At 38.4% G+C, this 21,230-nt stretch carries 14 protein-coding genes and 2 pseudogenes; 7 read left to right on the top strand and 9 right to left on the bottom strand.

Features of this window, described 5'->3' with window-relative positions; genetic code table 11:
- Positions 1-561: 561 nt before the first annotated feature.
- Positions 562-731 (bottom strand): annotated as a pseudogene (locus RE409_RS29700) (site-specific integrase); the annotation flags it as partial.
- Between the two features lie 210 nt (positions 732-941).
- Between RE409_RS29700 and RE409_RS29695 the strand changes: the two are divergent.
- The 3 genes and pseudogenes from RE409_RS29695 (at position 942) to RE409_RS29685 (ending at position 2,749) form a co-directional block, all read left to right on the top strand.
- Positions 942-1,208, top strand: a complete 267-nt coding sequence (locus tag RE409_RS29695; RefSeq protein ID WP_242486196.1) for a hypothetical protein — start codon at positions 942-944, stop codon at positions 1,206-1,208.
- A 32-nt stretch (positions 1,209-1,240) separates the two neighbouring features.
- Positions 1,241-2,215: pseudogene (locus RE409_RS29690) on the top strand (collagen-like protein); the annotation flags it as partial.
- 120 nt (positions 2,216-2,335) lie between these two features.
- Positions 2,336-2,749 (top strand): hypothetical protein, encoded by a 414-nt coding sequence (locus RE409_RS29685; RefSeq protein WP_309559657.1) that lies wholly within the window; start codon positions 2,336-2,338, stop codon positions 2,747-2,749.
- A gap of 483 nt (positions 2,750-3,232) precedes the next feature.
- Here the strand turns inward: RE409_RS29685 and RE409_RS29680 are convergent, their stop codons facing one another.
- From RE409_RS29680 to RE409_RS29660, 5 genes are all read right to left on the bottom strand, one after another.
- Complete coding sequence (locus tag RE409_RS29680) at positions 3,233-4,153, bottom strand: patatin-like phospholipase family protein (protein ID WP_201225758.1); 921 nt, start codon at positions 4,151-4,153, stop codon at positions 3,233-3,235.
- A gap of 804 nt (positions 4,154-4,957) precedes the next feature.
- Positions 4,958-5,230: a metallophosphoesterase family protein gene (locus RE409_RS29675; RefSeq protein ID WP_201225760.1), complete on the bottom strand. Its 273-nt coding sequence runs from the start codon at positions 5,228-5,230 to the stop codon at positions 4,958-4,960.
- Between the two features lie 15 nt (positions 5,231-5,245).
- Complete coding sequence (locus tag RE409_RS29670; protein WP_309559653.1) at positions 5,246-5,797, bottom strand: metallophosphoesterase; 552 nt, start codon at positions 5,795-5,797, stop codon at positions 5,246-5,248.
- 480 nt (positions 5,798-6,277) lie between these two features.
- Entirely contained in the window at positions 6,278-6,415 is a 138-nt protein-coding gene (locus tag RE409_RS29665) for a lysozyme family protein (protein ID WP_201225762.1), read from the bottom strand.
- A 239-nt stretch (positions 6,416-6,654) separates the two neighbouring features.
- Positions 6,655-8,238 (bottom strand): primase C-terminal domain-containing protein, encoded by a 1,584-nt coding sequence (locus RE409_RS29660; protein WP_201225765.1) that lies wholly within the window; start codon positions 8,236-8,238, stop codon positions 6,655-6,657.
- Positions 8,239-9,198: 960 nt separating this feature from the next.
- Here RE409_RS29660 and RE409_RS29655 point away from each other — a divergent pair.
- From RE409_RS29655 to RE409_RS29640, 4 genes are all read left to right on the top strand, one after another.
- Positions 9,199-11,016, top strand: a complete 1,818-nt coding sequence (locus RE409_RS29655) for a hypothetical protein (protein WP_201225767.1) — start codon at positions 9,199-9,201, stop codon at positions 11,014-11,016.
- A gap of 564 nt (positions 11,017-11,580) precedes the next feature.
- Positions 11,581-12,723, top strand: a complete 1,143-nt coding sequence (locus tag RE409_RS29650; protein ID WP_201225769.1) for a ParM/StbA family protein — start codon at positions 11,581-11,583, stop codon at positions 12,721-12,723.
- A gap of 6 nt (positions 12,724-12,729) precedes the next feature.
- Entirely contained in the window at positions 12,730-13,161 is a 432-nt protein-coding gene (locus tag RE409_RS29645) for a hypothetical protein (RefSeq protein ID WP_201225771.1), read from the top strand.
- Between the two features lie 493 nt (positions 13,162-13,654).
- Complete coding sequence (locus tag RE409_RS29640) at positions 13,655-14,338, top strand: MerR family transcriptional regulator (protein ID WP_201184424.1); 684 nt, start codon at positions 13,655-13,657, stop codon at positions 14,336-14,338.
- A 1,449-nt stretch (positions 14,339-15,787) separates the two neighbouring features.
- Here RE409_RS29640 and RE409_RS29635 read toward each other — a convergent pair.
- From RE409_RS29635 to RE409_RS29625, 3 genes are all read right to left on the bottom strand, one after another.
- Entirely contained in the window at positions 15,788-16,627 is an 840-nt protein-coding gene (locus RE409_RS29635) for a hypothetical protein (RefSeq protein WP_309559648.1), read from the bottom strand.
- Positions 16,628-18,185: 1,558 nt separating this feature from the next.
- A complete protein-coding gene (locus RE409_RS29630; protein ID WP_201225775.1) occupies positions 18,186-18,809 on the bottom strand; it encodes a hypothetical protein in 624 nt (207 codons plus the stop codon).
- A 594-nt stretch (positions 18,810-19,403) separates the two neighbouring features.
- Entirely contained in the window at positions 19,404-21,056 is a 1,653-nt protein-coding gene (locus RE409_RS29625; RefSeq protein WP_201225777.1) for a sigma 54-interacting transcriptional regulator, read from the bottom strand.
- Positions 21,057-21,230 lie beyond the last annotated feature (174 nt).

Genomic DNA, 21,230 nt, shown 5'->3' with positions numbered 1-21,230 from the left:
GTAGGTGGTTTACCGTTTGTTACTATCATTCCATTTATGTGTTAAATAATTTAGAGAAAATAAAATCCGGGAAAATAAAAAAGACTTGAAAATCAAGTCTTTTTTATTTTGAGAGATATTCTTCTACTTTAAGATTATTTTCCCCTGCACATCTGCCCTATGTAAACCCACTTGATAAAATTAGATGCCCCAGGTCAGCAACTATAAGAATTTAATTCACCCATTAAACACTAGGCTTTGCCTAGTTCCACAACATAGTTGGGGGCAGTTTTTCCTTATGCTCTTTCTAACTACATACCTCAGTTTTTATCGATTTAGCCAGGATAAACTAAAGGTGTAATTTGCCGAGGGATTGGTCCGTTTTATTACAACTTTGCTTTAGCAGATCAACCAACATCATTTGGTTCGCAAAACGTAGTTTTTAAACAATGTATATAATTGCGCCCTGTTTATTTACCAGGGATAAACTATCGCTGATTTTGGAACGTTGGATATATCGATCTATTAATAGATTTCCATAATGCCAATATAACGAAGTGTGACAGAAGGATGGGAATGCTACAGGATCTGTTGCAGCATCCCCATCCTTCGTGGGCCTTGTAAAACCAATAGCCAAACGTTTTTCGTAAAGTATGGTTGCCGGCATGTTCCACGCCAGTGAACTCTGCGGCCTTAATTAACTGCCCATAGGCCTGAGAAGAGGGAATGGGGTATTCTCCCTTCCTGGACGGACGGGAATAAATAAGGACTCTGGAAGTTTTTAGCATAATCATAGACTTCCTAGAACAATGGCGCTAGTCACCTACATAATAGTTATTCGTCCAATTTAATCAACTTAACCAATTTAATCCAATCAAATTTAATTTTAGTTCCATATTATGTAATTAATGGAAAGGGGGGTGAGGAATTGAGTAAGGATAAAAAATGTTCAAAATGTGGACATGGTAAATGCAAATGCGATCAAAAAAAATGTAAGGATTGTGGACATAGTCAATGTAAATGCGGCCATAAAAAATGTAAGGATTGCGGACATAGTCAATGTAAATGCGACCATAAAAAATGTAAGGATTGCGGACATAGTCAATGTAAATGCGACCATAAAAAATGTAAGGATTGCGGACATAGTCAATGTAAATGCGACCATAAAAAATGTAAGGATTGCGGACATAGTCAATGTAAATGCTCATCTAAACAAGAACAAAAGGTAGAGCAAAACGTTAAAGTGAATGTAAACGTACCTGCTAATGGTAATCAAGGACCTCAAGGGACTCAAGGATCTCAAGGTGCTCAAGGACCTCAAGGTGCTCAAGGACCTCAAGGTGCTCAAGGAACTCAAGGTGCTCAAGGACCTCAAGGAACTCAAGGAACTCAAGGTGCTCAAGGTGCCCAAGGAACTCAAGGAACTCAAGGAACTCAAGGTGCTCAAGGTACTCAAGGTACTCAAGGTACTCAAGGTACTCAAGGTACTCAAGGTACTCAAGGACCTCAAGGTACTCAAGGTACTCAAGGTACTCAAGGAACCCAAGGAACTCAAGGTACTCAAGGTACTCAAGGACCTCAAGGTACTCAAGGTACTCAAGGTACTCAAGGTACTCAAGGTACTCAAGGTACTCAAGGTACTCAAGGACCCTCAGGAGGACCACAAGGTGTTCAAGGACCACAAGGCGAACAAGGTCCACAAGGTGCTACTGGTGCTCAAGGCGTTCAAGGGCCTCAAGGATTCCAAGGACCACAAGGTGCTACTGGTGCTCAAGGCGTTCAAGGGCCGCAAGGATTCCAAGGACCACAAGGTGCTACTGGTGCTCAAGGCGTTCAAGGGCCGCAAGGATTCCAAGGACCACAAGGTGCTACTGGTGCTCAAGGCGAACAAGGGCCGCAAGGATTCCAGGGGCCACAAGGTGCTACTGGTGCTCAAGGCGAACAAGGGCCGCAAGGATTCCAGGGGCCACAAGGTGCTACTGGTGCTCAAGGCGAACAAGGACCTCAAGGATTCCAGGGGCCACAAGGTGCCACTGGTGCTCAAGGCGAACAAGGGCCGCAAGGATTCCAGGGGCCACAAGGTGCTACTGGTACTCAAGGCGAACAAGGACCTCAAGGATTCCAGGGGCCACAAGGTGCTACTGGTGCTCAAGGTGAACAAGGACCTCAAGGTGCTACTGGTGCTCAAGGCAATCAGGGACCTCAAGGCGTTCAAGGACCTCAAGGATCTGGAGGGTTAATTCCATTTTCAACGGGTATTATCCTCAGTGGGGCTACAGTAGTATCAGCTGCTCCAATTTTAATGGGCTTCGGTAATCACACGGTTGAAGTTATTGATGGTTCTGGACAATCAACTATGCCACCAGAAGCAGGTGGTTTTGCTTTCCCAATTCCCTTTGCGGGAACCGTTCAAAATTTACAAATAAGCGCAGATTTATTGGTTGCTTCAGTGGTTTCTATAAATACTCTAGGTCTTCAATATGATTTTACAGTTTTCGTCGCACCTTCAGTTCCTAATAATGGGATTGATCATCTTTCTTCACCTTACGTGACAACTCCGCTGACTAGCTCGCTTAGATTTGGATTTCCTAATAATATTATTACTGCCGGTACTTTCCGTACAGCAACCAATATAAATCTCGGATCATTAACAGTCGCAGCGGGTGATCGTATTGGTATTCGTGTAAGGACTCTTGCATCGACTGATCCCTCAGCAGCTGATATTACACAGCTCTCGTTTAGCGCCAGTCTATCTTATACTCCTTCATAAAAAGACTCGAGCATTGTATTTGGCTATTTGTTTCATGGGTAGATGAACGATTTCAGGAAATGAACCATCATTTCCTGAAAATTTTTCCAATTAAAGAATTAACCTGTCATTTATATGACAGGTTTTTATTTTATGATCAAAAAGACTATGAGTCTATAGATGTAGCAAAAAAGGGAACTGAGGTTACTTGGAAGAAAAAGATCTCATTTTACAAGATCACCAAAGAATATGAAAGTGATGATGATACTGAGATTGCGGATCTATATTCGAGGTGTTGGACGATGAAAAAACGAAATGTAAACATACTGGCCGATTTACAACGCTTTCGATGCAGGAGGGGGCTCTATATTTTTCAAAGCCTATAATTATCGCTCTACAAGAATGCTAACCTGCCTCGGCACAATAAAAAAATGAGCCGTTGTAACAGCTCAGCTTGTACCACTCTTGCTCAGTTTTTAAGCGATAGCGTTTTCTTTTCTCTATCTATTCTTTCCTATTTGTTATTCGTTTGATCTTATATTGTTCAAAATCCCAATTTGCCAAAAATTCTTTTGCAGAGTTATAGCCTGATTTATAGAGAAAGTCAATTTCATCTTCATTCAGTTCAAAATCAGTCGCATTGATGTGGCCAGTTGGAATTTGAATCGTGCGTTCAATCGTTTCTTCGTTCATATATCTTAAATCATGGGCTTGAAGCATCGTTTTAAATATATTTTTGAAAAGATGGATCGGCGTTGGTATAACCGCATCTATGTTAACTTCATCTTTAACAAAATGGAATCCGAACGTTGGAAAACGAGGTTGCTCTGTTGTATCAAATATCCATATTGGGAAGTTACTAAGTAAGCCACCATCTAAAATGTAGGATTTGTTACGGTCTTTTGATTTCCAAATAACCGGACGGAAGAAAAATGGCAAGGATGCACTCATCATAACGGCTGTCGAAACTTTTAAATCAGCAGGAGTCATACTATAGCGATCCAAATCATCTGGCAAAATTAGCATTTGGCCATTCGAAACATCAGAAGCAATAATCTTCAACTTTCCATCTGGAAGATCCGCAAATGTCTTAATACCTTTTTTCGAAAGAAGTGAATCCATCCACGTTTCCAAATAATCGTTTTTGTAAATTCCAAGATGAACCATAAGCTCTAAAAAGGTACCGAAAATAGGTATCCGATTTAAAATCGTTTTCCCTCGAAGCTTTGAAAAATCAATTTCACTTAATCGGTCTCTAATTTCATAGCTTTTATAACCGCTCGCTAAAAGAGCAGCTATTACAGCTCCCGCAGATGTTCCAGCCAGTCTTTCCCATTCTACGTTTTCCTCTTCCATAGCTTGAATAGCTCCAACAAAAGCAATTCCCCTGGCTCCACCACCTTCAAAAACAGCATCAGCCCTCATATTTTCCACCTCTCGATAAGAGTTATTAATTAATAACCTGCTATATTAATAAAATAACAATTATGACTATACGTTTTTGAAAACACTACCACAGCTAAACAAAAAGCAGTTACTATAATCAACAGAATACCACTGAAGTGTTTTCCTTAGAGGCAAACTTTAAACCTACTCTTTAAAAAAAAACGAACGCCTCTATAATGATTATTTAACAGATGTCAATGATATAAAAAGTGCCAGTGTCCCTATCTTTTTATATGCATTAATATAGTAAAAGGTTCTCTAGTCAACTGCATGAATTTTGTTTGAGATATAACATCTTCATCCAAATCATCAGGTATCTTATAGCTGAATACAGCCCCCTTTCGGTAGTAATAGATTTTGGAATCTTGCATAACCAGCCTTTCTTTTTAGCTCTATTAAACTTAGTTATTGATTGTAATCAAAAAAAAGAGACCAAAAATCGACGGTCTTTGTTTGTAAAGCTTGTTAAAAAAACTATTATTACATTTAAAATTTAGGGCATAAAAACTGTTCTTCTTTTATTCCAGTATCATAGTTTCGAAGAATAAACTGTTTCTAGCAAATATATTGTTTTAATATCAACATACATATTAAAACTTATATTCCACATTATTAAACCTCTTGTAAAATATATGAAAAACACTACAATGACTAGAAAAAAATCAACATTCTGCGTAACAGTGCTAGAAAATAAAATACTTTGAAATTGTTAGGACAAACAAACCCAAAGAGGCAAACGGATTTCCGCTCGCCCCTTTGGTTGTTTTATTCTGGTAAACGATGCTATCTATTAATGTTCGTCATTTTCATTTTGTTGCTCTTGATCGTGTTCATGGTACTATTCACCTTGATTGTGCGGTCCGGCTCCCGGCCAAAACCATCAATCTCTAAGCGATCCTTGAAAGCTTGGATTACAGGGTACGCATTGGTATCGGATGTATCCAGCATTCCTTGGAAATTCACATATTTGATTCCGTTTTTCTCGCCATAATTGCCTGCATGATTATGCCCGTTGAAATAAGCCACTACATTGCCCGCAGACTCCAGTTCCCGCATGATTTCAGCGTCATTCTATGCATTGTGCTCGTTGGCAGGATATACCGGATGATGCCCAATCACCACAACTTTTTCATTCTTTTTAGCCGATTTTTTAAGAACATTATGTAGCCATGTCATTTGTTCGGAGCCTACTCCGCCATTCCAGGTCTGAGCATTTTTCGCTCCGGACGCATGTAGTTGATTATACATCTTTTCGGCTTGTTGATATTTCGCAGAACCCGGTTCATTTGCATACAGACTCAGGTCATTGGTGTCTAACACGACAAAACGCCAGCCTTGTTCAAAAAAGTCATAATATTGATTCTTCATTCCTAAAATGTCAACCACTTGGTCTGTTGGTACTGCGAAATCATGGTTGCCAAGCACATTATATTGGGGACCTTCAATTTTGTTGAAATAAGGAAGAATGGTATTAAAACTGTCCACATTCCTGTCGATCATATCGCCCATTTGTACGGTGAACTTAAGATCATGCTGATTGAGTTCATCTGTTACTTCCTGCAGTTTGCTTATCGAATTCCGGTAATAGCGTACACCCGCTGCATCACAATCACAATATTGGATATCGGTAATAAGCCCAAATTCAAAGGAAGGCTTTTTGTCTTTATGTTTGTTCCTTTCTGCAAATACAGATGTTGATGTAAATAGAGATAATCCTAATGTGAAGATTCACTTTCCATTTTTCAACTAACTTTTTTCATCATAATCTATTAAAGTTAAAAACTTGATAGATTTACCCAATCTTTAGGAATTGTTAAAATCTCAATAGTGGATATACAAAGCCTACAACCGGGAAAGCTGCGAATGTACACCGATCATTCGCAATAAAACAAAGCCAGATATGTAGGATCGACAAGATATTGTTTCATCATGTTATTTGCTTCTTCTACATCAAAAAATTGCTAACCGTCTCCCACGACAACCACTCTGCCAATTCCACCATTGTAATAGTGCATAACATAGTTCACATAATTCGTATCCTATCCACCCTTCCCTAGCAGCCACATATTTAAGTGGCTACCTCGTTAGAATATATCCCACACTCTAGTTGTAGCTTTGAAAAACAAGGTTAATAACATTTTGCTTCATCACTTCCGCAAAATGTTTCACATCAATTTGAATGGAATATTCAAGGTCTCTAATAGTTCCAGACAGACGCCCGATTGATTCCGATGATTGCATGACGTCTAACTGCCGTCCATTCCTGTTGAAGGTATTCCGTCCTTTATAGGATTCGGTTTGGCATCATTTTAAACCGCAAATAATAAAGACAATCAGTAGCCCACCATGTACGTATATGAATCTATATTATTAATAAAAACTTTAACTCATTGTAAATCTAATAAACGTACATGTGTTTGACAACAATAGTAAAAGAGACGAATTAAGCATGCATTCTTATATAACCAAAGAAGAGGATACTATAGATATGTAATGGCAGACTGGCTTATTAATTTTAGGTGTCTTTTCCCAGGAGGCGAAGCCCCTGACCTATATAGAATATCCACCTCATAAGTAAGGAATTCTGATTGTAAGGAAGGAAAGATCAGCATTTGTGGAAATGCATTAGGTTTAGGCAATAGTTCGGAAAATGTCAATTGCGCATATTTAATCCGTTCCTGTCGCTTCTGCAACAAACTCCTGAACATCATCGATCGGCTCGCTAATTGGGTGTAGGCGCCCCTCCCCTGACCGACTGAATGCTTGATTATCTTAGTGGAGCGCTTCAAAACTTCTTTTAGCGTTGATACCGCCATCCCGAAGGTTTTGGCAAGCATGGGTAAAGACCCCTCTAAAAACGGCGTTACAGGGCTCGTATGAACCGTCAAATAGGCAAGGATGTCCTCTTCCCTTTCATCATAATGGGAACGGACACGCTCTTCGCGTGGTTTTTTGAATTTATACCAGCCTTCTTTACCTTGGAATTGAACGCGACCGTCTGTCCATAGTTCCAACAATCCATCTACATAGGCGCGTTTTACGCCCTTATATTTACCGGAATATGCGCTCCTCAACGTGCGCTCGAACTCACTTTTCTTCAAAGGATGGTCCAATTGGCTATTAAACTGGTCCAGTTCATCATAGGCTTCTTCCAAAGGGCGGCCACTCGAATAATTGGCAAGGGCAAGCGTCATCAGGGCATTATTACGGCTGGCGCTTTGATATCCTTTTTGGATGCCTGTCGAAAGGATTAGTGCACGATACCAATCTGAAGACGTTTGGTCAAATGCTGAATCGTTCTTATCGTAAACCACCCGAAGGAAGCTCCTTTTTTCCTGTTCTTCGAATTGCTTGGACCAGGCAAGAAGTTCTCTAGTGTTTGCTGGCTCGTCAAAGAAATCCAGGACATTATCTTCCCTTGGGATTCGATAAAAGCCAAAAGGCACACAGTTCTTGTCCACCGGTACATACTTGGAAACGGCTTTACGAATATTGTCGGACAATCGTTCTGCAACTCTCAGAGACTTGTAATCTTGATTTTTATGTATATAAAATGGCGTTTCTAAAACGTAAAAGACCTGGAAACCTCTCGGTGTTTCCAGTAATAGGTTTGGACGAGGCAACCCCAGCTCCTCACAGCCCAAATAAAGCGCGTACAAATCTACTTCCTTCGTATCGATATCAAAGCCCATGACATTGATCTGCTTCAGATTTTCACGGGTATGACCTTTGATCAGTCGTCTCTTGAAGTCATAGTATGCACCACCGCGATAGGTGTTGGGTGTCCAGTGAGTCAATTTTTGATGTTTCTCCTGAAGCGTTTCATATGAGGTGACAACATAGCCTTTTCCTTCTGTGAGGTCGGCTTTCGATGGAGAGACAAAGACAGCGCCCTTCTTGTGTAGATTACTACCTTCCCTTGCCTCATAGGCTGCCAGTCTATCAGAGAGGGCCGTAGAGCCCTTTTTCTTATATAAAAAAAGACTGTTATGTGTCATGAACTGCATGATTTCAACGATTGAAACAACATGGCCTGTTTTATTCCCAATTTCCCTTATCCCCATCTATGTCACCTTCTTCCTTTTGAAGTTATGTAGTTTAATTAGTGGTGCAAAAAACGATCCATGTCGCTGGCTATTTACGACCGTGACCCCAATTCAATCGCTGAAATGATCACAGTTGTCGTACATTTTTTTGCTCCTATCAGTATAGCGAAATCGAATTTTGTAAAATGGTGCTCTCTAAGGGAAATGCACCAAAAAAAAAAGCCCCTTGAAGCTTAGAGCCCCAAGGGGTAAAAAAAAATCACTTTTTTTTTTCTATGCAAGGTCCGCTCAAGTATTGCACCGAAATGAGTCGAAATGTTCCATTTTTGATTAAAGTACGGAATAGAGAAAAACATTGAAAACCTTGTAATGGCAGAGGTTTGAGTTATTTCTCTTCTGATAAATGCTACACAGGTTCCGCTCATCTATATAAGAAGGTGGTGCATATCAGATAGACAGGTTCCGCTCAAATTGCAATTTCACAGGAGGGTTCCTATGAATAATGTCTGTACAAAAATGATTGAATGCTAGATATACCAATGGATTGATCTAGTATACAGGTTCCGCTCAACGTTCCATTCATGTGTTACAAATGGTGCATTTAAGATTGGTTTATATAGGCAGGTTCCGCTCAGAATCAAAAAAACGGTGCGTTTGGTGCACATCGTTCCATACACCTTTCATTCAATTTGTTACGCAGATGATTTTACGGATATATAACACGAGATGAATTGGTGCATTCACTCTACATATATTTATTGAACATACCAGTATGATTGCTCTATTTTGAACTGTATTGGTGCTTTTTCTAAAAAAACTGCGGTCTCTGTGTACTAATTGGTGCATTTTGATTACGATAAACCATAAATCCTTGCTATAATAGCAAAAGAGTGGTGCATTATTGCATGAATCTAATAGAATGCACCACGTTTACTAGTTTTATAGAATGCCTTGCATGTACTAGAAAGGATGTTATCGATGAAGTATGAAAACATACCTGATTCTCTGATTTTAAACTATGAACTTTTAAAAATATCAATATACGAAGAAAATAAGGCCTTATTTGATGACCGGCGTTATATTCTGGAGAAATGGAAACAGGAAGCCTACCATATGACTGAGGAAGAAGTGAGGAAACAGGCTCCTGGCTATACAATGGGATTGAGTTTTCGCGCCCTCTACTCCTTGTTCACCCAGACGTTATACTTTGAACAACCTATCAGCAAAAACATGATAAAAAAAGCAGTGAACGCCTATAAAGACACCATAAAGGTCATTTTAGCCGGGCACTTTATCAATGAATTTCCTACGGATGAAATTAAGCGTAGCGTAAACGAAGAAAAAATTGATGAAGCCCTCCACCGGGATTACATTTATTCCAGCATGGATATGGATTTTCATTTAATGAGAGACATCGTAACGAAGAAAAAGGACTTCAAAGAAGGGGAGACTGGTCTTTTGGCAACCGAGATAATCGACAACAGAGGAAAGTTCAGAGGATTGGCTGAACTCCGTCCCCATGAATTACAAACAACCGAGATCACCTCCGATCAACAGGAAATGTGGCTAGAGCTGATTGAATCCACCATCAATTCCTTAGATGAAATGACAGCCGACCTCTTTGATTTAATTACATACTTATGGATGGTGACACCCAAGAGTCCGGACGGATATATCGAATTTCATAGTAATGATGCCCTCCGCCTTCGAAATTTAAAGAAACGGTCTGCACATGGTAGAGAAATTGATTTTCGTGAAGAGGATCGCTTCAATATCATGAAACGGGTGGCTGCCCTTTCAAGCATATGGGTATCTCTTGGCGATGAACAGGTAAAAGTAGTCCAGACACAAGATATCCAGGACAATGAACTGTATGAATTCAAGGACTTTCAAAGGATGTTCGAGATTGGAAAGATGCGAGTTGCCTATGATAAAAAGACGGGCGAGCCAAAAGGGATTTATGCGGTGCAAGTGAAACCCTCTCCTATCTTGACCCCCTACCTGGATGGACCAAACCAATCACTTGGAGTATTGGATCTGAAAGTATTCCAATACAGCCATTTTACTCAAAGGGAACATAAACGATTAACCCGATACTTGAACCTCCAGTGGAAAATCAGGACCCTTAAAAGGACTCTGCAGCAGCCCTTTAAAGTGTCCACACTATTGAAAGTGATGGATTTCTCACCCAGGTATAACGGGGTACAAATCAGGGATAAATTCGAAAACGTCTTGGATCAATTGAAGGCGGACAGCGTGATTGAGAGCTGGACCTATAGCGAAGAGATTGACGAAGAACGGGTTGGAAAAAAAGGATGGGTGAACAATTACTGGTCAAAGGTCAATGTTATCATTTTACCGACAGAGATGGTCGTAAGAGAAAATCAAAAAAAACTGATGATCAACTCCAACCGGCTTGTCAATGAAGAAATCCTTGAAAGAATGAACCTTATCGATCAAGAAAACCCTTATTCTCTTTCCAAGAACTTAGAATTGGCTCAAGTTGAATCAGCTGTTTCCAATGATTCAGGATTGATCTTGGATATGCCTTCAGCAACACCTTCTATAGACATCCAACAGTCATTCAATTTTGGAATGGACATGGAAATCAGCTTGTCTCCGGAAACGATGATAGAGACTATGGATTCTCTGAACATGAGCATTAGGAAAACGGCAGAGGAAATTGGCATTGCCCATACTACCCTCTCACGGTATCTCAGGAGAGAAAACAAACGCCAGAATAATAAAAATGACGAAAAGATGCTCGGATGGCTAAAAGAGAAAAAAAAAATATAATATGATTTTTACACATTGAACAAGTTTGACAAATTCAGAATAAAAAAAGGCCACTAAATATGTGGCCTTTTAAAATCAACAGCACACAAAAAATGAGCTTTACTACTTTGAAGTAACTCCCCTTTCATAAATAATTCTAGAACCGTTGGTAAAACGATGGTCCGTTGGCGAAAAAGAACACCACGGATTATTGTTCTTTTAATAATCATTAAATCTGCTCTATTAGAAGATTGTTAAATTAAATTCTCCATCATTCCCTTATTTCCTGTTTCAATTATACTGTCCCATTTGTCGAGCAAAATCTAACTCAACAAGACATGGACTATTATTTATCCCTAATAGCCAAGAAAATACCAGTTCCTTAAACCCTCTTCGTTTTGAGCAGCATGATTGAAAATAAAACTACATTTCCCACCTAATCTTAAGACGTCTTCTTTATTAGAATTAATTAAACGATAAGTGTATGCAATTTGCATGCACTATTGACTTTTGTATGCAAATTGCATACAATTGCAAGGGATGTAGAATAAAAATCCAAAAATACCAAGGAGGAATCTTACTAATATGGCTAGATTCGTATCAATCGATATAGGTAATGATGCAGTTAAAGGATTTTTGGGAGACCTTGAAACCCGCCTTTACATACCGAATGTTATTGCAAATGTACAAGACCGAGAAATCGTAGAAATGGAAAAGAACCCTTTGAATGCCTTGCATGTAGAAATCACTTCTTCTGCTTTGAAAAATAAAAATGGCAGTTTTGCGGTAGGAAAATTGGCATCCAAATATCCTAATAACGATGAATTGACTCCAGACCAAGATAAAGCTGATAGCGATCAGCCCGTTATCATGCTATTAACATCCCTTGCCTATGATGCTGTCGGGCAGTTCACAGAAGAAGATGGCGTGATCGAGGCTTCTTATTATTTATCTACCGGCCTGCCCCTGGACGAAACTAAACAAGGCAAAGCTAAAGAATTCAGAAAGAAACTGAAAAGTTCACAGCATGAGATAAAATTCCTGAAAACACCATCTTTGGAAGGTAAAATCGTCCGGATTAAATTTGAACAAGTGCTGGTCAACACGGAAGGTTTTGCGGCATTCGTTGATTTAACAACAAACAATGATGGATCCACCAAAAATGAGGATTTGATAGGAAAAACCCTCTTAATCAATGATATCGGTGGCCTTTCTACAGATTCTGCTATCATTTCAGCTGAAGCAGAGGTTGATAACGAATACAGTAACGGTATCAAGAAAGGTGTTTCTACCTATCTTGATAACATCATTCGCAAAGTGTATACCAAATTCAAATACACGATTAAAAGCCGTCGGACCCTGGTCGAAATCATTACAAATGAGCAACCTGAAGAACAATATCATATCTGGGTAAATGGAAATCGGGTTTCCATCAAGGACATCATCGATGAGGAACTATCCGTTCTTGCAAAAGAGGAATATAAATTGATCAAAGATATGTGGCGGAATGTCCCAGATATCCGACTTGCTTATCAAATTGGCGGTGGTTCGCTTGTATTGAAGCCCTACCTATCTGAATTGAATCAATCTGAAAAGAACTACCCTCTTCGCTTTGTATCTGAAGATGATAGCATTTGGATGATTACCCGTGCATATTTCAAGATATTGTTGATGTATTTGCAAAGTAAAGGGATTTCCACACAAAAACAAGCCCTAATCAAAGAGTGATTTTCCATGACTGAACGCTTTGAACCTGGAAAAACGGTCTCTTTTCGCTTGCCACCTGATACCCCTTTACATGTTGTAGACTATCTAACCCAAAAGAAGAATGAATTGGGCCGGAAATTCAGCAGCGAAATTGCTCCTATTTTTGTTGAGGCCGTTTCGCAAAAAGCCCTGGGTAATGCAGATAATGCGCAAATCTCCATTACCCTACCCGAGGGTTTAACTGCCGATCAAAAAGAATGGGTGAAGCACCCCAATACGAAGGCATTGATCAGTCAACTTCTTTATCAGGTAGTGACAAAGCCTACTACCCCACTAGATTTCGATCAGCAACTTCTTACAGAACCAGTGGAGGAAAAAAAGCCTGTTTTCAAGACCAATGCCATGATTCAGAGCTTTGCTCAGAAAACATTCTTGAATTTCGACGAAGAAGACGATTAACCCCCATCCATAGATGGGGGTTTTTAAAGTCACATTCAAATTCCTTTACAGAAAATCCCAAACAATATACTAGGTCCCGCCCAACCCTCCCACTAATATAGAGGAATAACAGGACGGGATGTCTAATACTAATAACAACGCTATTTTTATGCACCACTTATGGTCAACACTCCATAAATAGTCTACACAAACCGATAATCCACTCACTTTTTGTGGTCTATATATAGTATGTAGTCCACAATTAGAGTGAAAAGTTTTAGTTTAGAATACACGAATCATTTTATTCAACTCATTTTGTTTTAACTTCTTTATTCTTTATATTAAAATAGAGAGTATGATGAAGATATTAGTGGACCATATATAGATTGTTCTCTAACATTTATGTACATGTTGTACACAATATGTACTCCACGAAACACATATGGAACACAAATTGCGATTTTTTATAGAAATACATAAACCATTGCACCTAAAAATAGGGGAGGGTTAATACATGAAAGAAAATAGGCATTGGAGAATAAGCGATTTTGTAGAAGAGCTGAACAAAGTATTCGATAATCAACATGTACATATCAATACGGTTGATGGCTGGTTTAAACGTTTGGAAAAGAGCAGCATTCATTACATCAATCGAACGATGGAAACGAAAGAGAAGATATACGATGATTTGGATTTGAAAATAGCAATATTCATCAAAAAAAGAAGGGGGGAGAAATGGGCGCTTTCCGCCATATCAAGAGATCTCCCCAATCACTTTGAATTACGCCCGTTTCCCGTAAAAGAGGACAAACCTGCACCACATGTAGACGATATAGAGAGCATAAAAAAGCAGATATCCGAGGAAGTTAGAAGAACGTATGAAGAGTTGGCTGCCAGCCAAATTGAAGAGCTGAAAAATCAATATAAACAATTAATCACAAGCCTACCCAAGCCACCGTCAACAGAAGAAAAAAAGAATCAAAGCTTTCAAGCCATGGTGATTCAAAGGAAAATTGAAAGCTCATTGGAAGAAGAAGCGAACCAGGCTTGGACCAGGTTACCTGACGATCAGCGCCTGAAGCGAATTGGATTTTTCAGAAAAGACATCGATTTGGAGAAAAAGGACAAATTTGTCCGAGATTATATCAATGAGAATTTCGTAGACCGGTTAAAAAAAGAAATGGAACTAGACAAGTAAAGGATGGAAGGACATTAAAGATTGAATACTTTAATCCCTATATTGAAAGAATGAGGGGACATTGAAGGGATAATTATATACAATTAATAGTACGTATTAATGATAGTACTCACTTTCAGACACTATATCTTTTTTATCAGATAAAACATTCGATGATTCTTGCATTTAATATGAAACTCTCTTGGTATACTATGGATTTCTATCTTTAAAATCAAATAAACTTTTCAAAAGTCATCTATCAGGAATCTAACTTCCTAATAGATGACTTTTTTGTTAAGTGAAGTTGATTTTGAGGTTAGATTATGGCCCTTATTAAATCAAGGAATTGCGGGCTCAACACGGGTTTATTAGGCTTACTTGTCTCTGGGCTACACAGCAATTTTATTATGTTTAGAAAGGTTATTACAATTTACAGAAGCAAAATCAAATGTTACATATTATCACAAATAATTATCAAAAAAGAACAGCCTCAACGTAAAGGGAGCTCATTTCATTCTACTAACTTTTAATAATTGATATTTTTAAGAGGACACCAGTACATATTTTTTTGCGTGTTTAAGATGGTCTTTGAACGATTTTATAAAGTTAGAACGATTTAAACGGCTTTCTCGGTGTTTAAATTTTTTCAATCATCGATTCAGTCAGGATAAACTAAGGGTGTAAATTGCCGAGGTATTGGCCCTTTTTATTACAACTTTTCTTTAGCAAATCAACCAACTTCATTGGTTTGAAAAACGTATTTTAATCTATGTATAATTGTGCCCTGTTATTTATAAGGGATGAGTTGTCGATCTTGGCATGTTGGATATGTCAATCTATTATAGGTTTCCATTTTGAAACGGGTTAATAAATCAACATGTAGAGGATAAATTGTGTTTTACTTTAAGCAAAATGAAAAAGGGGGAAGATATGAAGAAAGAAAAAGCTGATTTTCTTGGAAGTTAATAGGCTGTTAAATCGGGTTGAAAAACAGCAAACCAAACACAAGTCACCGTCTATACCTCTGATAAAAAGGCTATGTAGTCCTGGAAAGAATGAATAAAGAAAGGAATAAAAGTATAAGGAAATACTGATATCACTGTTTCACTATAAATGGGCTGACGTGGGACATACAACATTGATAGGGTGGGCTTATGGGGACTCGTATTTTTTAAAAGTTTACTGACATAGGACACCTACTTAGCATAAAAAAGAAGATATTTGATGAGATCATTGGCTATTGTTCAATATCCCTTTTATGTCCCTATAGTGGGCTGATGTTTGACAAAGCGTGAATCACAAAGGGAATTTGATTAAAAATCAAAAAATTAATAGAAAAGTCCTTGTAAATGTTTAAAGTTGGCAGCCGTTTCAACTAATAACATAGCATAAAGGATTGTTACATAAAAAAGCTGGCAGTAACGGGATTCAAGCACAGTCGAAATGAAAAACGGGAGCCTTGCCATGACCTTAAGGCCCTATACGATTTACAGTAAGTGATGCGGAGAAATAAAAAACAGAACCGGATACAAACGACGGAACTACTGTTATGCTATCGCCTATAACTAAAGGAACTTGGAACGTTTTTCCGGTTGTGATGATAGTATTGAAGATATCGTTGCCGAATATTGTAAATCGCGAACCGGGCATAATTACATTATTACTTCTAATATCAAATTGTACTACTCCCTCAAAAGTTGATATTAACACGTCTGCGCTTATTTCATATACTCCACCGATCAGTATAATTACTGAATCTGTTGCTGGATTTGCTAGCACATTTAAAACTGGACCAGGGAAGTCAAAATCCATAGCAACTTCTTCTTTAGCTAATTTACCATCATCATCACTTGAATATAATGACCCAAATGCAGGGGTTACGCCGGGTCCTTGAGCACCTTGAGCTCCTTGAGCTCCTTGAGGTCCTTGAGCACCTTGGACTCCTTGAGCACCTTGAGATCCTTGAGCACCTTGAAGTCCTTGAGCTCCTTGAACACCTTGAGGACCTTGAGGTGCTTGAGCAGGTACGTTTACAATCACTTTAACGTTTTGCTCTGCCTTTTGTTCTTGTTTAGATTCGCATTTACATTTACTATGTCCACAATCCTTACATTTTTTATGATTGCATTTACATTTACTATGTCCGCAATCCTTACATTTTTTATGATTGCATTTACATTTACTATGTCCGCAATCCTTACATTTTTTATGATTGCATTTACATTTACTATGTCCGCAATCCTTACATTTTTTATGATTGCATTTACATTTACTATGTCCGCAATCCTTACATTTTTTATCCTTAGCCAAATTAATTCCCCCCTTTATAAACTCTGAGATATTATATGAATCTGGTTTTATACTAGATTGGACACCCATAGAAAACTCTTAATGAAAAAGTTTGTTTTCCACCAATTCTTCTTCAAGTCGAAAAGGATATTCCCTTTTTTATATCAATTCATAAGATGTGCGCTGTTGTAAGTACCTTTTGTAAAAATAAAAGTGTAAATTGCCAAGAGATTTGTCCGTTTTATACAACTTTGCTTTAGCAAATCAACCAACTTCTTTGGTTCAAAAAACGCAGATTTTATTCTATGTAAAATTGCGCCCTGTTTATATAAGGGATGAGCTGTCGATCATCGCATGTTGGATACGTGTATTCTATTAATAGGTTTCCATTTTGAAACGGTTTAATAAATCAACATGTGAGGATTTATTAAATTGTGTTTTTAATTTAAGTCAAGATGAAAAGAGGAGTGAAGATAGAAAAAGCTAATTTTCTTGAAGTTAATAAGCAGTTAAATCGGTTGAAAAACAGCATCAAGAGCTTCAGCAAAACAAAAACACGTCACCGTCTATACTTCTAATAAAAAGGCTGTGAAATTCTGGAAAGAATGAATAAAGAAAGGAAGAGGATAAGGAAAAACTGATATCACCGAGGGTGATATCTAGGCAAAACCTATGTTTTAACGATATCAACATTTCACTATAAATGGGATGACGTGTGACTTACAACATTCAGGGTGGGCTTATGTGGGACTCACATTTTGTTGGAGTAGAGAGTAGGTTATATGTATAAATGGAGTAAACGGGCTGGGCAAGAATTAGTAAGTAAGAGAGAGTGGGGAGGAAAAGTGTAGTAAAGGTAAGGAATTGGGAGAGATGAGGTAATTAACGTGGTTAGATGAGGCTGCGTGTTTTATTTATTGGAGGCTGTTAATTTTGGTGGGTATAGTTGATCCGGTTTTTCTGAAGGAAATGGGGAGATGGTTGGACAGTGAATAAAAGGGTCGTTTTCTTATTCTTTTTTTAGAGAGGTGTTAAAAATCCATTGTTAAACCAATTTAATGGGCTATCTCATTTGTTTGAATTTTTTTGAGTATTTTTTCAATGAGTCGAAAAGTAAGGACGCTAAAAGTGGCTCTTAAGGGGATTTAAAAGCCTTAGTCTTTGCTGTTTATTTATTCCTTATCCAAATCAAGTGTGTAAAAACAATAAAATGAACAATAGTTGTGGTTTTTTTCTTCAGTATGCCGATATCCTTCGTGGCCTTGTAAAACCAATAACCAAACGTTTTTCGTAAAGTATAGTTGCCGGCATGTTCGACGCCAGCACTCTCTGCAGCTTAATTAACTGCCGATAGGCCTAAGTAGGGGTAAGGGGTTGTTCTCTCTTCCTGGACGACTGGAATAAATAGGGGTCTATACTTTTTAAGCATAGTCATAGACCCTGGAAGCAATTCGCGATATACATGTCGAGATTTTTTTTGCGTTTTGCCTTCACCAGGAGAATCTTGTGTTGTTTTTCTTTTAGTCCCAGTATCTGTTTGATGGTCTGACGAAGAGTCTAGCAGTACGTAAACGTACTGCTATTTCAGTTTATCCAGCCACCCATTGATTGATTGCGATAAATTGCTGGTCCCGATTTTCATTTCATCCACTATGAACGAGGTAATCGTGCTCCAGGATATCTGTTCCTCATATGGATTGTTCTTATTGATGAATGTCATGACCTGTTTCAGCTCCCTCATTCTACCTTCATCCACGTGTTTGCTTAAAAAAATCCGGACATACTCATTGATGAAATCCGAGTTTTTCACACTGGCGTCCAGCAGCAAGGCAACAGCCGTCGTCGGTGTGACATCCAACGCGTAGCCTAGGGTCCTAATGTTCTCAAAAGATCGTTGGGAAAACCGCATGGTGATTCGTTCCTTCTGTCCGGCTGGAATTTCACTCTTGATTGAGGCATTAGCTAAGTCTCCTCTATATAACGTTTGATCCAACCAAATCTGGCGACGGAAATAGACGGACATATGCTCCATGACCTTCTTCGAAACGACACCCGCCTCGCAAATATCCACACACACATCCTTAACCGGTGTATTCGTGATATAGGAAATCCGGTAGATGCATTCCTTTAGCGTAACCGGAATTGTTGGCCTGACATCTCGTTTTTTATCCGATCGGGTGGATCTCAACTTTTCTTTTAACATCCTTTTTCCCTCCAAATCTCATTTTATAGTTAGGACACTGTCATTTAGTCCCCGGCTAATTCTATTTATATGAGAGTGACTGGGGAAGCATGTATAACTTTTGAAAAGCCTGTCCAAGATGAATAAAAAGACAATCGGGAGGAGAACCGTCTATGAAAAAAGAGGACGCAGCTGCGTTGGCAAAAAAAATGATTGATAATGCAAACATCTATCATTTGCCGTTGAAAAAAGGGAATAAGAAAAAATAATCTCATTTATCCAAAGTCATATTACTTTTTTCGGAGATAAATGGCCTATAAATCTAGGACAATGCCAGGGTGTCCTAGATTTATAGGCTATCCTAATAATATATTCTATCAAGGTTTATGGTATAAGATATAATTTCATATCCCTAATATATTTTCATTAATTATCCCCATTATTGATTTCCTTTTCTCTTATTATTCAAAAGTTGCCTACCTTGGTATAGGGGAAGGCATCTAAACTCTGATTTTTTATAGAATGTAGGATTATGAAATAATCCTACATTCTATAAAAGAAATATCATAAGTTTATAGTTTTAAATATTATCCCAGTCAATGGTATGAAAGGAGATCAAGCTCTAGGAGGAATCGTCATATTCCACTTCTTAATTTTTTTCACAAGGGTTGAGTGATCGACACCTAAATATTCAGCTGCTTTTCTTATCGAAGGTTTCTTTTGTAGAGCTTCGATAATCATTCTTTTTTCAAACTGTTCCATTCTTAGTTTTAAGGTATGAGCTGATTCTGAGTAGCTATGAATGCTGAAATGTGGGGGGAGATCCACGGGCTCAATCGTAAACGATGGGACTGAAACAATCATACTCTCAACTAAATTCCGTAATTCTCTCACATTCCCTGGCCAATGATAGCTTTGTAAAATATGTTTTGTTTCAGATGATACATGCTTTTCGACATTATATAATTTACAAAAATATGCAAAGAAGTGATCAAGTAAGATTTCAACATCTTCTGGTCGCTGACTTAATGGAGGAATAGATAATTCAATAACTTGTAGTCGATAATACAAATCTTCACGAAATTCGCCTTTTCTCACTAATTCTTGTAGATTCCTATTAGTTGCCGAAATAATTCTAATGTCTAATTGCTTTACTTTGCTTCCACCGAGTCTTTGAATTCTTTTCTCTTGTAGGACACGAAGTAATTTGACTTGCAAGGAAAAGGGCAGTTCGCCCACTTCATCCAGCAAAACTGTTCCTTTGTCTGCAAGCTCAAGGAGGCCGACTTTACCTTCCTGCCTCGCCCCGGTAAACGCTCCTTTTTCATATCCGAATAGTTCAGACTCTAATAGCTGTTCAGGGATAGCCCCGCAATTTACTTTAATAAACGGCTTATCTTTTCGATCACTTAATTGGTGAACTAAATTGGCAATAACCTCTTTTCCAGCTCCTGAAGGGCCAGAAAGTAAAACACTTGTTGGGAACGAAGCAATTTGTTTTACTTTCTCGATTATTTCCCTCATTTGACTACTTTGAAATATTACCTTTTCATCCGTTCCGTCGGAGGAAAAGGTGTAACGATTTGGGCTCATTTCTAAAAAACTTTTTGCCTTTTTTAACTCATTTGTCAGGTCATTTAACTGAGTAATGTCTCTGACACTTGTGACGACCATATGAATGTTGCCTTCCTCATCGAAAACGGGATTTCCTGTTACCATGACATCTTTATGTTGACCAATTTGTTGAAGAATCGATATCCGCTTTTTTTCCCGTAAGACAAGGAGAGAGACGGATTGGTCAAAATGACCTTGTTTCACTAAATCGCTCATTCTATGACCTATGAGCTCTTCCCTTTGGAACCCTGACATTTCCTCGTAGGCTGAATTGACAATGAGTGTCAATCCTTCTTTATCAACGACATAAAGGCCGTCTGTGGAAAATTCGATGATTTTTTCCATTTGACTTAAGAGGGAGCGATACTGTTCCATTTGAGATATATCTTGAATAACACATACAGCTCCAATCAACTTGTCACCCTGATATAAGGGGGTCTGGTTAACCATACAATGTAACCCTGCAATGGTCATGTTCACTCCAATTGTACTTTCACCACTTTGAAGAAAGTGAGAGATTTGTAGATTAGGTTCAAACTCGCGAACATCTTTACCGATGTAGTCTTGATGATCATAATTTAATAACTTTTGTGCCGAAGCATTCATTAACAGAACTTTTTCATTATGGTCCACAAGAATGACCCCATTTGACATGGATGAGAAAATGCTTTCTAAAATATCTTTGTTCAGGGGAACATCAGCCTCCTTCCAAGCATGGTGAATATAATCACCATCTGGTGAATTATTTCACCACCTTTAAAAGCCTATTGCTACTACAACCGCCTCTATTGTGGTGAATTTTATCACCATTATCAGATTTCGACAATG

Source organism: Peribacillus sp. R9-11, from assembly GCF_031345095.1.
Classification (GTDB): Bacteria; Bacillota; Bacilli; order Bacillales; family DSM-1321; genus Peribacillus; species Peribacillus butanolivorans.
This window is presented reverse-complemented; position numbering and strand designations above follow the sequence as displayed.